The following is a 14,039-nucleotide window of genomic DNA, read 5'->3' on the forward strand; positions in this document are numbered from 1 at the left end:
TGTTCTTGTCTGCCAAAGGCCCCCTGAAAAACACCGCCTTGATGACAGGCACGGTTCACCCTTCTGCCTCCCTACCCCCTACAAGTAACTTAAGTAGGCAGAAGCCTGGATAAAAATCGGAGCAACATATGTCACATCAGCGTAAACACAATACTGGGTATATTCTGCGTATCTGCGGGATTGCAGCACTCGGCGGCATTCTGTTTGGTTATGACACCGCCGTGATTTCTGGTGCGATCGAAGCCCTTAAAGCCTACTTTGATCTCAGCCCGGCAGAAACCGGCTGGGCCGTGTCCAACGTGGTGATCGGCTGCGTGGTCGGTGCTTTCGGTGCTGGGCCGCTGGCCGGGCGCTATGGCCGTAAAAAGGCCCTGGTGATAGCCGCCTTCCTGTTTACCGTCTCTGCCGTCGGTGCCGCTCTGGCCACCACCTTCACCTGGTTTGTTATCTATCGCATCATCGGGGGTTTGGCTGTCGGGCTGGCCGCAACGGTATCCCCCATGTACATGTCAGAAGTCTCACCGAAGGATATGCGGGGCCGGGCGCTCAGCATGCAGCAGTTCGCCATCGTGTTCGGTCAGATCGTGATTTTTTACGTTAACTTCAAGATTGCCAGCTATGCCAGCGAAGCCTGGCTGATTGAGATGGGCTGGCGCTGGATGATTGGCTCAGAGGTGATCCCCTGCCTGCTGTTCACCGCCTTGGTCTTTGTCATCCCCGAATCACCACGCTGGAGCGTAATGGTAGGCCGCGACGATCAGGCTTTAGCCATGCTGACCCGAGTTTCAAATGCTGAGCATGCTAAAAGCGTTTTGAGAGAAATCAAGGAGTCGCTTCGCCAGGACGAGCAGCACCGCAAGCAAAAGCTGAATTATGGCGACGTGCGCGTACGCTTCATTCTGTTTGTCGGCTGTATGATCGCCATGCTGCAACAGGTGACGGGGGTTAACGTCATGATGTATTACGCCCCGGTGGTGCTGAAAACCGTGACCGAAAACGCGCAAGAAGCCCTGTTCCAGACCATCTGGATCGGCGTATTGCAACTGGTCGGCTCGGTGATCGGCGCGATGCTGATGGATCGCTTAGGCCGTATTCCACTGATGCGCTGGGGCACCCTGGGCACCATCGTTGGTCTGCTGATCACCTCTTATGCCTTGTATACCCAGGCAACTGGCTACTTTGCGCTGTTTGGCATGCTGTTCTTTATGGTGTTCTACGCCATGTCATGGGGCGTGGGTGCCTGGGTGCTGGTTTCCGAAATCTTCCCCAACCGCATGCGTTCACAGGGGATGAGCATTGCCGTTGGCTGTATGTGGCTGGCCAACTTCGTCGTGGCCCAGAGCTTCCCGATGATCAATGACCAACCTTATCTGTTCTCCACCTTCCACGGGGCGTTCCCAATGTGGGTGTTTGCCGCCTGCTGCCTGTTCAGCTATTGGTTTATTGCCCGCTTTATTCCAGAAACCAAGGGCGTTTCACTGGAAAGAATGGAAGACGTCGTGATGGCAAAACGCTATCGCCAACCGCTATCTGAAATCGTCACGGCAGAAGATGGCAAAGCCTAAAGCCCACAAATCCAGGAGTGATGCAACATGGCCATTGCGTTAGCACGTTTTTGTATCAACCGTAAGATAGCCCCCAACCTCACTCTGGAGAACTTCTTCCGCCTGGTGAAAAGATGTGGGTTAAACAAGGTCGAACTGCGCAACGATATGTCGGGTGGCAAAGTGTCCGACAACCTGAGCAACGAGCAGTTAAACGCGCTGGCCGAAGAGTTCGGCATTGAGATCGTCACCATCAACGCGCTGGGAATGTTCAACCTGCTGGAAGATCAAGCTGCATTGCTGAAAAACGCTGAAGCGTTGCTGGTTCAGGCAAAAGCCATCCATAGCAAGGCGGTGGTGATGTGCCCACATTGCAACGCGAGCGACCGGCGCAGTGAATCACAAAAGAGGGAAGATACGCTGGCTGCACTACGGCTACTCGCTCCGCTGTTCAAACAGTACGGCGTTGAGGGCTACGTGGAACCATTGGGGTTTGGCATAAGTTCACTGCGCTCTTCCTTGCTGGCACAGGCAATCATTCGTGATTCTGGCGCCCCCTATAAGATAGTGCTGGATACGTTCCACCACTATCTTAGCAACGTTGCACAACCAGAGTTTGACGCTCAGATCCGGGTTGAGCAGATTGGTTTGGTGCATCTCTCTGGCGTTGAGGATCCGCTCGTCAAAGGCGCATTAAGCGATGAACAACGCATTATGCTGAGCGATAAAGATCGGTTGGCAAGCGTAGCCCAGGTACAGAACCTGGAACGTTTGGGCTACCGGGGGATCTATGCCTTCGAGCCGTTCTCGTCACAGCTAAACACCTGGACAGAGGGCGATATCGAACGCGAGATCCGCCACAGTATTGCATTGCTGCAAGGATAAACGCACAAGCTGCCCGTAGGCTACAGAGAGCCTCGCTTTACACATACTGCGTAGGGCGAGAAGTGCCTATTTGAGCGTATGAACCACCAGTTGCTCACGCTGGTTGTAGAACTTCCTATAAGCCAGATAGCAGGCGATGATGGTTGACAGGCTAGCGGTAGAAAGCAGCATAAATGTCACCATAATCTGATACTTGATGGCTTTTACCGGATCGATACCAGCAAAGATCAAACCGGACATCATTCCTGGCAGGCTTACCAGACCAACCGTTTTAGCGGAGTCTATCGTCGGGATCAGCGATGCACGAATACTGTCACGGATCAGAGCCGCAGAAGCGAATTTGGGGGATGCTCCCAGGCTGAGCATTTCCTGGATCTTCTGCTGTTGGTCTTTAAAACGTTGCCCAAGGTTGTTGTAGCACAGACCCACCGCCACCATCGCGTTGCCAGCAATCATGCCGGAAATGGGGATCACCTGCATTGGCGTAAAGGCAATCGAGCCGCTCAGTACCAGCACTACCAGCGTCAACGTCGCCCCTGCAGTAATGGCAATAAACGAAATGGTAAACGCGTTATCGATATACTTACTGCGCTTTTTCGCGTTATATGCTGCATTGAAGCAGATAAACAGCACCATCAACACCGTTAATAGTCCATTATCCAAATCAAAGATATATTTTAAAACGTAGCCGACGATAACCAACTGTACCACCGCACGGCAAATGCTCCAGATAATGTCTTTTTCCAGTGCCAGCTTCTCTTTGTGGCTGATCAGAATGGCGACAATCACCAGGAGCATCGACAAGCCTAATGATTCGTTGGTGATATTATGCTGACTCATGAGCTTTCTCCTGGCTATCGATGCGGCTCAGCGGCAGGGTGATCACCTCGTCCGCATGCGCAATTTCATCCTTATCGTGTGTAACCCATAGTACCCCTAGACCTTGCTCGGCCACCAGGCGGCGGATCAACTCATTGACGTTACGTTTGTTATCTTCATCCAGAGCACTGGTGATCTCATCAAGCAGCAGTACCTTTGGCATAAATTGCAGATTTCTGATCAAGGAAATACGTTGTTTCTCACCGCCGGAGAGCTCGTTGATACCTTTTTTCAACATGCTATCCGGCAAGGCCAACAGTGTCAGATCCTGGCGGATTTTCTTCTCATCGGGTTTCAGTTTACGAATTTGATAGGGTAACGCGAGGTTATCGTAGACGGTGTCACCAAACAGGGCTGGCGTTTGGAAGCAGTAAGAAACCTGCTTGCGGTACTCTTCTGGGGCAACGTCATCAATATTTTTACCGTTGAAAATGATGTTGCCACGAGTTGGGCTAAGCAATGAGGAAACGATCTTCAACAAAGTACTCTTGCCACACCCCGAAGGCCCGGTGATCAACTTAAATTCGCCCGACTTCAGGGTGAAAGAAACGGCATCCAGAATAACCTGCTCGTCAATTTGATAATGGATGCCTTCCAATACCAGTAATTCATTACTGCCCTTCATGCTCACTCCGGCTTGTTGCGCGACTCTCCTCTTTCAGCGGCGAACTGCTGGCTGCCAGCTGAAATCCATGAGGGTATTTTCTGCCAGTAAAAAAATTCAGGCAAGTTGTTAATCGCTCTGCAAACCGGCCAGCTCAGCGCATGTGGAGAGCGGTTGATGCAGTATAGAACCAAGCTGAAGAAAATGTTACTGAGCCGAAAGGAGTCGAGGTCACTCTTGGCACATTATTAATACTACGCATGTACGGCTGGCCGTGTTAATAATGTAGTAGTTTAGCCCCATTCGCCCCCAACGGCACGACAATAGGTATACGTGTAAAAGCAATTAATAATACTTTCTGCGGAAATAGAATTATATCGATAAAATACCCGGGCGTTCTACCCTATATTGGCCCTCCCCCCTTATCCAACAGCATAAGTTCAAAGTACGGTGAAATAAATAGCTCGTTAATAATGAGCCGGTACCATACGAACCAAAAAGCAACCCCTCGCTAAAATACAAGGGGTAGAGATGGAACTGTCAGGGTTCGATTTGCGCACGTAAATACGCCAGTGCGCTTTGGCTGTAGCTCTCCCCTTGAGTCAATTTGTTGATCCGGCCCTGGGCCTCCAGCACCATACCAAGACGATGTAATTCCTGATGCTGCGGAAGTACATCGGCAAACGCATTAAGCAGGATGATTGACGGCATGATTTTTTCTGCGCAAGTGCCTACTGCGCCAGGTTCATCCCCCCTGGCCGGACAGGGCAGGCTGTCCGAATGGCGATGTTGGCATGCCTGTAACAAGGTAATTGCCTGTTGAATTTCATGACTCCATGGCATAACCACTTTCCTCTGAGACTGATTGCCTTGCCTAGATATGATTAATAATCAGCACGTTAACATGCATTAACGACTAACAACAAACCACAAACGCCCCTAACCAAGCTGGCCCTATACAAGATAGGTTTTTCCGGCCATGGTTTATTGATATAGGTCACATTGCATAAAGATCGCCAAATTTTTATATCCCGTCAATGGCTAAGATAATTCGCAGAATTTCTATAACGCCACATTTTTCACTTAGAAAAGATAAAATTCCTACTGCAAAATCTATCTATCCCTAACCTAAATTGGGTAAAAAAAACCAGACTTTTCGGTAAATTACCGATTAAAAACAATAGAAAAATGCGTTCGCATGATGCAGAAGGATATTCTGAATAAACACGATAGTTGTAATTGTAAAGTTATTACCAACCAGATTATTCCTGTACGCCATTTATTGTCTCGAAAACGGCCAAGAGCAAGGTCTTGCTGGCCGAAAGGTAAGCGTTCACCCTGCGATGAGGCGATAGCCGCTACGGGGGTCAGGAGCTGCCGGTATGTCTAGGGTGTCTGAGGAAGCTGGAAACAGGCCCGAAGCCTGAACGTGGCCTCAGATTTTGAGGCCACGTTCACGCAATTACGGTTTCTTGCAGGGAGCAGGGGCGTATTTAGCATCCGCAGGGAACGCCTGCGGTTGGCAATCAGGCAGGCCCGGCAGGGCCATTTCATAAACCGCCACACCAATCACGCCGACATTCTCTTTTTCCCCCGCCAGTGAACTCGCAGCGTAGGAGTCATCCGGTTTTGCAAAACGGAATGCGGCAACGGACGAATCACTTTTACGGAAGCCCTCAATCACCAGGGTTCCTTTTGGGGAGACCAGATAGCCGGAATTACGCAGTGAACCACTGCGGCCAGAAATCACGTCCAGACCGTCAACAGCGGTTACCACCTCATAGGTTTTGCTGGGGCTGGTGTTATAGAAGAACAGCTGGTAGCGCTCGCCGTCATTGGCAGAGAATGAAAACTCGCCATTTTTATAGCGATTGAGCGCGAAATCCCGATTGTTTTCGGTCTGCACCCGCATTCTGACGGAAGACAACACGATCTCATTGGTGTACTGCCCATTATTGGAAGCGGCTGCGCTGTACAACACTTTGGCGACACTGTCTGGAGAGGAATGCAAACGCTTCGCGTCAACAGTGGTCACTTTGGAGTAAACGTCCTCACCCCATGCCGTTCCCAGTTTATGTTCTTGGGCGACTGGAGCCGGTGCAGCGGCAGGATCAGCCGCCACGCGTGAAGAGGAAATCTTTTGGCTACAGCCGGAAACCAGCACCAGAGAAGCCAGTAATGCCAAACCGCATTTGATTTTCATCAGCAGAACTTTCCTTGTTATTATTTGAATAAGAGTGCGCTTGCCTCAACGCACAAGCCGAGCCCATTATTCTGAGTTATTTCTGATGTTTCTATCTCCAAAGCTCCTAAAGTGGGCGATCCAAAACTGATAATGATCAATTAATAGAGAAAATTGGCTTCCACTTTGCCAATGCAGACACCCTGCGATCCCATCAATGTAGGATCATAACCTTGAAAAAGGATTTAAGAATTGCCGGTGCCACAGCAGCCTACAATCAACCTCTGAAACCTCAGCCTCATCGCATACCTGCTGCCAATGATTCTCAATGACTGAACACTGCTGATCAAAGATGTTTTCTGCTTCCGACGCGGTCAAAAGAAAAGCATGGGCCGCCTCAATGCAACAACTTCGCTTACTGAGCCGGGTATTGCCAACAATGAGCATCGCCTGTGATGCTTCGTTTCCTGCGCGGCCTTGTGGGCAAATGTCGTAAGCGGGGGTGAGTGTCAGGGTGCTACCATCCCAGAACGCCGCATGATTTCTGGCATGATCGTCCGTATTCCCGCATAAAATATTAAAGCACAATCGAGAAAACAGCTCTTTCAGCGTTTCCTTAGGCTGTTGAAAACGCGTACGAATGATTTCTGCCAGTGTTTCATAACTCGCATATCTCGCCATCATGTCATCCAGCTCAAACAGAGTCAGCGCAGATACCATCAAGCGACGTGTCCATCCCCGCTTTGTTCTCTCCCTGTCGAATCGCTTGATGAGCAGCACATCTTTTTTGGCCGCTTTGAGCAGACTAACCGGCGCTACGTTCAAACCAACCAACGCAGCTAGCCGCATGGCAATATATTCAGCCTTAACCACACTATAGAGATCTGAACTGGCCGAAAATTTTGCTATGTACTTTTCACCCTCCGTTTCGATCAGCGCTTTTGGACGCGCCCCACCAATAGAACTCCCATGAAAGAGGGCTTGATCAAGCTCAGGAGTCAGAGGTATCCCTTTTTCAACTCGCTCAACAGAATGCATTAACTCTTCAACGGTGACATTAATCGCTGAGCGGGGTTCATAAATTGAGGGGGAGCGTTGATAGTCCAGAGCCCCGATCCTGTCCGAGCCTGATTCAAGTAAATAGGTTAATTCATCCAAAGCGGCTGTATCAGTATCAGCACCTTTTCTTCCGAGTTTGCGATTAAGAATAACCCGCCGTCCCCACGCGTCAGGAGAGCTATCTCTGAGACAGCCTGGCATACTCAACCCTGGCAGCAGAGGGATAAACCCTTTTTTCAAAGGAAGTTCAGGTTCATAGATGGAAATAGCACGAGGCTCATCACGAATGCGCTCCAGATAACTTTTTCCATAGTTGAATAGCAGACTTTCCCCCTCCCGGGTGACTAATCCTGCGACAACGGGTTGAGTTTCATTCGGTAACCAGATCCAGACATAAGCTTCGTTATATTCCCTATTAGAAATCATCATTCACCTCCTTGGATATTTTCCTGGCGCGCCGTGGCAGAAGGCTAAGCTTTTCTTCAGTTCGGGTACGGTGACCGATAATCGTGCTCACCTCGGCGTCTTCGTCAAATAAGCTGACTCCGACAATTTTGGCCACCTCGAAGACAACGCCAATCCCGCAGCGAGGATCCGCTTTCTCAATGCGCTGCAGTAGGCCTCTAGAAATGCCCGCGCGTTCAGCTACCTCACTGGTCGTCAGCTTTCGCTCGAGCCTTGCCGCACGAATAGACACAGCAAGCAGCCCCAGAGCTTCCTCTGTGTAACGCGAATAGGCTCTTACAATAGACTTTGGCATTCTTATGCCCCACATGATTCATATAAGGTTCATTAAAGGTGATAATGGGCTATATGTAAACCATATGAGGATTAAATGGTCACCCTATCAACTGTATGCAGTGAGTCATATATGAACCAAAAAGTCTCTTAATGAATCATATGTAGCTCATTAATGTGAGCTTATCGCAAATCACTTTTAAGATCTTTGTATAGCAAACAAAGCCTGTGCACAGGCCCAAGCAGAACTCCAGGCCCACTGGAAGTTATAACCCCCCAGCCAGCCTGTCACGTCCACCACCTCACCGATAAAGTACAGGCCCGGCACCTTACTCGCCTCCATGGTTTTGGAAGAAAGCTCTTTGGTGTCCACACCGCCCAGGGTCACCTCTGCGGTGCGGTAACCCTCGGTGCCATTGGGTTGTACACGCCAGTTTTGCAAACTATCGACCAACGCCGCCTGCTGCGTTGGATTGAGTTGCTTGAGCGTCGCTTCCGGCAGTTGCCCCAATTCTTGCAGCAATTCCACCAGGCGCTTTGGCAAGTGCAAAGCCAGAGTGTTTTTCAGGCTCTGGTTAGGATGTGCCTGGCGCTGTTCGTTAAGGAAGCCCACCAGGTCTAGCGTTGGAAGTAAGTTAATGCTCACAAACTCACCAGGCTGCCAGTAACTGGAGATCTGCAAGATAGCCGGACCAGAAAGCCCCCGATGCGTAAACAAGATGCTTTCACGAAAGCTGGTGCCATCTTCCGCTGTGACCACTGCGGGAACCGAAACGCCAGACAGCGCCTGGGATTGCTCCAACAGCGGCTTATGCAGCGTAAAGGGCACCAAACCGGCCCGGGTCGGCAACACTTTCAGGCCAAACTGTTCCGCCAACTTATAGCCAAAGGGGGTGGCCCCCAAACCCGGCATGGAAAGCCCACCGCTCGCCACCACAAGTGAGCGAGCACTCACACTCTCGCCGTTAAGTGCCAATTCAAAGCCCTGGTCGGTTTTTTCGACGCTCAGGACCTCGCTGCGCAGGCGCGTTACCACCTGACCCAGTTCGCACTCTTGCACCAACAGATCGACGACCTGCTGTGCAGAATCATCACAGAACAGCTGCCCCAAGGTTTTTTCGTGGTAGGCGATGCCGTAGCGGTTAATCAGATCGATAAAATCCCATTGGGTATAGCGTGCCAATGCCGATTTGCAGAAATGGGGGTTATGCGAGAGGTAGGCCGCCGGTTCAACGGACATGTTGGTGAAGTTACAGCGCCCACCGCCAGACATCAGGATCTTGCGGCCCGGTTTTTTGCCGTTGTCGAGTAATAGCACCCGGCAACCCAGTTGCCCTGCCTGCGCAGCACAAAACATCCCTGCGGCACCCGCGCCAATGACGACAACATCAAACTGTTCCACCCAAACCTCTCTTTGCAATAACCACAACAATCGCGGCAACAAGAGCGTATTTTACGCCTTTTACGTGCCTGTATACCGCTAAATCCGCGGTGGGGGATTGTAAAGGCATCGGCAGGACAACGCCAACGTAAGAAAATGTAACGGACATAAACGGCAGTAACATGCTGAAATTGCATCGATTCAACAGTGTTCAAACCCCTTGTACATCAGAGAAATCAAAAAAACGTCATATTTTCCTTTTCCCCGACACCCGTTGTCGCCGATAATGCGCGGCGTTCATGTCCACAAACCTGGCGTAACGCTTATGCTGCATTTGTTCACTGGCCTGGATTTCCATACCGGCCTGATGTTAATTCTCGCATTGTTGTTCGTGCTGTTCTATGAGGCCATTAACGGCTTCCATGATACGGCCAATGCGGTCGCTACTGTAATTTACACCCGTGCTATGCGCTCGCAACTTGCGGTCGTTATGGCTGGCCTGTTCAACTTTCTTGGCGTGATGCTCGGCGGTTTGAGTGTTGCCTACGCCATTGTGCACCTGCTACCAACCGATCTGTTGTTGAACGTCAGTTCAGCACATGGGTTAGCCATGGTCTTCTCCATGTTGTTGGCGGCAATTATCTGGAACCTCGGTACCTGGTATCTTGGGTTACCGGCCTCCAGTTCCCACACCTTGATTGGCGCCATTATCGGTGTCGGCTTGACCAATGCGTTGGTGACCAACACCTCCGTGGTCGACGCGCTGAACGTGCCAAAAATGATCAGCATCTTCCTGTCGTTAATCTTCTCCCCGTTGATCGGGATGATCATTGCCGGGCTGATGGTGTTCATGCTGCGCCGCTATTGGAGCAATACCAAAAAACGTCAGCGTATTCATATGACACCGGCGGAACGTGAAAAGGTCGATGGCAAACGTAAGCCACCGTTCTGGACACGTATCGCTCTGATCCTGTCGGCTATCGGCGTGAGCTTCTCACACGGTGCCAATGACGGTCAGAAAGGTATCGGCCTGATTATGCTGGTGCTGATCGGTGTTGCCCCTGCCGGCTTCGTCCTCAACATGAGCGCGACCGGTTATGACATCACCCGTACCCGCGATGCCGTGAGCCACCTGCAGCAATTCTACCAAAAGCATGGCGATTCTCTGGCACACGTGGCCACACAGACGCCGTTGGTTCCTGCGCCTCAGAATGCGGCTCCAACGTCTGATCAACCGGTTGAGTTCCACTGCGACAGCTCACGTGCCCTGATTGCCGTTGAGCGCTCTCTGGACCTGCTGAACAATCTGCAAAACTACGATCAGCTGACGGTAGAGCAGCGCAGCCATCTGCGCCGCCTGCTGATGTGCGTGACCGAGACTGCAGACAAGGTGGCCAAGCTGCCAGAAACCTCAGTGGAAGATCAACGCTTCCTGAAGAATCTGCGTTCAGACCTGTTGGAAACCGTTGAATATGCACCAACCTGGATTATCGTCGCGGTAGCCCTGGCGCTGTCCCTCGGTACCATGGTGGGCTGGCGACGCGTTGCTACCACTATCGGTGAGAAAATCGGTAAGAAAGGCATGACCTACGCTCAGGGGGTGTCGGCACAGATGACGGCCGCCCTGTCGATTGGCGTGGCCAGCTATACCGGTATGCCGGTTTCCACTACCCAAGTATTGTCTTCGGCGGTTGCCGGAACGATGCTGGTGGATGGCGGTGGCGTGCAGAGCAAAACCATCAAGAGCATCTTGTTGGCCTGGGTTCTGACCCTGCCAGTCTCGATTTTGCTTTCCGGTGGCCTGTATTGGCTGGCGCTGAAAATGATTTGACGATTGCTCGATACAACAATGGCGGCCAAAGTGGCCGCCATTTTTTTGCCTTGCTATCGCCGGGCTAATACCAGATCGCCAATGCCACCAGGCTGATCACCACTAGCCCACACAGCGATGAAGTCAGCACAAACTGGCTGCGGACACGCTGACAGCGGCGAATGAATTCCGGGTCGTGGTGCTCCATATAGCGTTGCGTAAAGATATAGCGCACCAGCCGTATCTGCTTGCTCGGCTGGCCATGCGAAGTAAAGAACCCTCCGCCATCGACGTATTGGTAAAGTAACGGGTCGCAGCCGCGTAAAACAAATAGCAGCGCACGCAGAGAAGAAAAATACCGGGCCATGTTAATCACACAGACCACACACAATGCCCAAAACAGCGCGACGGTACTAATCATGATAGCCCCCTCAAGGCGTTGTTATCCCGGACACCCGCCGGGCCAACGGCCCTACTTCATACCTTATGCTGCCGGAGCCTTGGCTCCCATCCCCCTAGCACCTTACGGACCCGTTACTACCCACAACCTCTGACCGCTTGATGAACAGGTCTTACAGCGATCAGAGGAAATAAGTGGGGCCCACATTCACTAGTGTAGAATAATGAAACGCAAACAGATCCCGGTGCCGCATAAAATTTACAGTCAGGGCCAAATTCTTCATCTACCCACTCTCCGCTCGGATAACCGCCATAAGCTATACTTTGAGCAACAATGCTTATAATTCAATCGTTCAAACGGCGAATAGCCGTATAAGCCATAGGATTTTTTGCCCCGTCGGTGTAAAACGGGTGGGGTAAACGTATAAACAAGGGTGATTGATGCGGTGCAGTGTGATCGCCCCAACATATCATTGTGTTATCTGGATGGTACTATGCAGGTAAGGCGAAAGCGCCAAGCTGGAACACTGAATGCCTGCCCCCTTTAATCGGCATTATATGGAAGGAGTATTCTCATGGCTTACAAACACATACTGATTGCGGTTGACCTATCACCGGAAAGTAAAATCCTGGTCGAGAAAGCGGTATCAATGGCGCGGCCGTACAATGCCAAAGTCTCTCTGATCCACGTTGATGTAAACTATTCCGATCTGTATACCGGCCTGATCGACGTCAACCTTGGCGATATGCAAAAGCGTATTTCCGAAGAAACCCACCATGCGTTAACCGAGCTGTCGCAAAATGCGGGCTATCCCATCACCGAAACCCTGAGCGGCAGCGGCGATCTGGCGCAGGTGCTGGTTGATGCGATTAAGAAATACGATATGGACCTGGTATTGTGTGGACACCACCAGGATTTCTGGAGCAAATTGATGTCCTCTGCGCGCCAGTTAATCAATACGGTACACATTGATATGCTGATTGTGCCGCTGCGCGACGAAGAAAAGTAAGCATTCGCTAACCTGTTTGGCCAACGCCCGCCCTGCGCGGGCGTTTTTCATGGTTTCCTGTTATTTATTGCTTGTTAATCAGCCACCCCACAGTGATATAGTCGAGGTAGACACAACATCCTCCCCAACTGTGAGACACATCATAAAAACAGGGGAACCAATATGCTAAACAGGAGCTATCCATGGAACAGGCTGTATCGCTAGAATCCTTTCTAAAATCCTTACAACGTCATAACTCGCATCAACCGGAATATCTGCAGGCAGTGCGTGAAGTCTTTACCTCTCTGTGGCCATTCATCGAACGTAACCCCCATTATCGTGACCATGCCCTGTTAGAGCGCCTGGTAGAGCCTGAGCGTATCATTCAGTTTCGCGTCAGTTGGGTCGACGATCAGGGCAAAGTACGGGTAAACCGCGCCTACCGTATCCAGTTCAACTCCGCCATTGGGCCGTACAAAGGGGGGATGCGTTTCCACCCTTCGGTTAACACCTCCATTCTGAAGTTCCTGGGTTTCGAGCAGACCTTCAAGAATGCCCTGACCACGCTACCTATGGGCGGCGGCAAGGGGGGGTCAGACTTTGATCCCAAAGGCAAAAGCCAGGGCGAAATCATGCGCTTCTGCCAATCGCTGATGACCGAACTTTATCGTCACCTGGGCCCAGATACCGACGTGCCAGCCGGGGATATTGGCGTAGGTGGCCGCGAAGTAGGCTTTATGGCCGGCATGATGAAAAAGCTGTCCAACAACACCAGCTGCGTATTTACCGGCAAAGGCCTGTCGTTCGGCGGCAGCCTGATCCGCCCGGAAGCGACCGGTTACGGCCTGGTGTACTTCACCGATTCAATGCTGCAGCGCCATGGTCTGGGCTTTGAAGGGATGCGTGTCGCGGTTTCCGGCTCCGGTAACGTGGCGCAATACACCATTGAGAAAGCGTTGGAGCTGGACGCGCGGGTGATCACCGTTTCCGATTCCGGCGGTACCGTGGTGGATGAAGCTGGCTTCACCACTGAAAAACTGGCGCATCTGGCCGAAATCAAGAACCAGCGCTATGGCCGGGTTGCCGATTATGCCCGCGAGCGTGGCCTGACCTACCTGGCCGGTGAAAGCCCGTGGAACGTGCCGGTGGATATCGCCCTGCCTTGTGCCACCCAGAACGAGCTGGATCTGGAAGCCGCACAGGTGCTGATCCGCAACGGGGTCAAAGCCGTGGCAGAAGGCGCTAATATGCCAACCACCATCCAGGCCACCGATGCCTTCCTGGAAGCGGGCGTGCTGTTCGCACCGGGCAAAGCCGCCAACGCCGGTGGTGTTGCCACTTCCGGGTTGGAGATGGCGCAAAACGCCGCGCGCCTTAACTGGCGGGCAGAGAAGGTCGATATCCGTTTACGTCACATCATGGCGGATATCCATCAGTCCTGCGTCGAATACGGCGGCGAAGGCAAGCAAACGCATTACGTTCACGGCGCCAACATTGCCGGGTTCGTTAAGATTGCCGATGCGATGCTGGCTCAGGGCGTGCTCTAACCTTATCCTGAATGAAAAATGC

At 51.6% G+C, this 14,039-nt stretch carries 13 protein-coding genes; 5 read left to right on the forward strand and 8 right to left on the reverse strand.

All coding sequences use genetic code 11. The features are described from left to right. Positions 1 to 128: 128 nt before the first annotated feature. Positions 129 to 1,565 (forward strand): sugar porter family MFS transporter, encoded by a 1,437-nt coding sequence (locus KGP26_RS26785; protein WP_071681409.1) that lies wholly within the window; start codon positions 129 to 131, stop codon positions 1,563 to 1,565. Positions 1,566 to 1,592: 27 nt separating this feature from the next. Next, positions 1,593 to 2,429: a TIM barrel protein gene (locus KGP26_RS26790; RefSeq protein ID WP_094982410.1), complete on the forward strand. Its 837-nt coding sequence runs from the start codon at positions 1,593 to 1,595 to the stop codon at positions 2,427 to 2,429. Between the two features lie 66 nt (positions 2,430 to 2,495). Here KGP26_RS26790 and fetB read toward each other — a convergent pair whose 3' ends face one another. From fetB to KGP26_RS26825, 7 genes are all read right to left on the reverse strand, one after another. Then, the gene (fetB, locus tag KGP26_RS26795; protein WP_021807413.1) at positions 2,496 to 3,269 is read right to left on the reverse strand and encodes an iron export ABC transporter permease subunit FetB; all 774 of its coding nucleotides are present in this window, start codon (positions 3,267 to 3,269) and stop codon (positions 2,496 to 2,498) included. Next, entirely contained in the window at positions 3,256 to 3,933 is a 678-nt protein-coding gene (gene fetA / locus KGP26_RS26800) for an iron ABC transporter ATP-binding protein FetA (protein WP_021181766.1), read from the reverse strand. Before fetA ends, fetB begins: the two co-directional genes overlap by 14 nt. Before the next feature lie 519 nt (positions 3,934 to 4,452). Then, positions 4,453 to 4,755: a hypothetical protein gene (locus KGP26_RS26805; RefSeq protein WP_094982411.1), complete on the reverse strand. Its 303-nt coding sequence runs from the start codon at positions 4,753 to 4,755 to the stop codon at positions 4,453 to 4,455. 619 nt (positions 4,756 to 5,374) lie between these two features. After that, positions 5,375 to 6,115 carry a lipoprotein gene (locus KGP26_RS26810; RefSeq protein ID WP_021807411.1) on the reverse strand — a complete coding sequence of 247 codons (741 nt, stop codon included), beginning with the start codon at positions 6,113 to 6,115 and terminating at the stop codon, positions 5,375 to 5,377. A gap of 204 nt (positions 6,116 to 6,319) precedes the next feature. Then, on the reverse strand, positions 6,320 to 7,582 hold the full coding sequence (locus KGP26_RS26815; RefSeq protein WP_321147196.1) for a type II toxin-antitoxin system HipA family toxin: 1,263 nt from the start codon (positions 7,580 to 7,582) through the stop codon (positions 6,320 to 6,322). Then, positions 7,569 to 7,913, reverse strand: coding sequence for a helix-turn-helix transcriptional regulator (locus tag KGP26_RS26820; protein ID WP_059201935.1), 345 nt, complete (start codon positions 7,911 to 7,913; stop codon positions 7,569 to 7,571). The genes KGP26_RS26815 and KGP26_RS26820 overlap by 14 nt, the downstream gene beginning before the upstream one ends. Before the next feature lie 177 nt (positions 7,914 to 8,090). Next, entirely contained in the window at positions 8,091 to 9,293 is a 1,203-nt protein-coding gene (locus KGP26_RS26825) for an NAD(P)/FAD-dependent oxidoreductase (protein ID WP_218520168.1), read from the reverse strand. A gap of 304 nt (positions 9,294 to 9,597) precedes the next feature. Between KGP26_RS26825 and pitA the strand changes: the two genes are divergently transcribed. Continuing rightward, on the forward strand, positions 9,598 to 11,103 hold the full coding sequence (gene pitA, locus KGP26_RS26830; RefSeq protein WP_223664784.1) for an inorganic phosphate transporter PitA: 1,506 nt from the start codon (positions 9,598 to 9,600) through the stop codon (positions 11,101 to 11,103). A 64-nt stretch (positions 11,104 to 11,167) separates the two neighbouring features. Here pitA and uspB read toward each other — a convergent pair whose 3' ends face one another. Then, on the reverse strand, positions 11,168 to 11,503 hold the full coding sequence (gene uspB, locus KGP26_RS26835; RefSeq protein ID WP_021181771.1) for a universal stress protein UspB: 336 nt from the start codon (positions 11,501 to 11,503) through the stop codon (positions 11,168 to 11,170). A 553-nt stretch (positions 11,504 to 12,056) separates the two neighbouring features. On the opposite strand from uspB, the gene uspA reads away from it, so the two are divergent. Together uspA and gdhA are read left to right on the forward strand one after the other, a co-directional pair. Continuing rightward, entirely contained in the window at positions 12,057 to 12,491 is a 435-nt protein-coding gene (gene uspA / locus KGP26_RS26840) for a universal stress protein UspA (RefSeq protein WP_021181773.1), read from the forward strand. 182 nt (positions 12,492 to 12,673) lie between these two features. After that, positions 12,674 to 14,017 carry an NADP-specific glutamate dehydrogenase gene (gene gdhA, locus KGP26_RS26845; protein WP_021807409.1) on the forward strand — a complete coding sequence of 448 codons (1,344 nt, stop codon included), beginning with the start codon at positions 12,674 to 12,676 and terminating at the stop codon, positions 14,015 to 14,017. Positions 14,018 to 14,039: the final 22 nt, after the last annotated feature.

The organism is Serratia sp. JSRIV002, assembly GCF_019968725.1.
GTDB lineage: Bacteria > Pseudomonadota > Gammaproteobacteria > Enterobacterales > Enterobacteriaceae > Chania > Chania fonticola_B.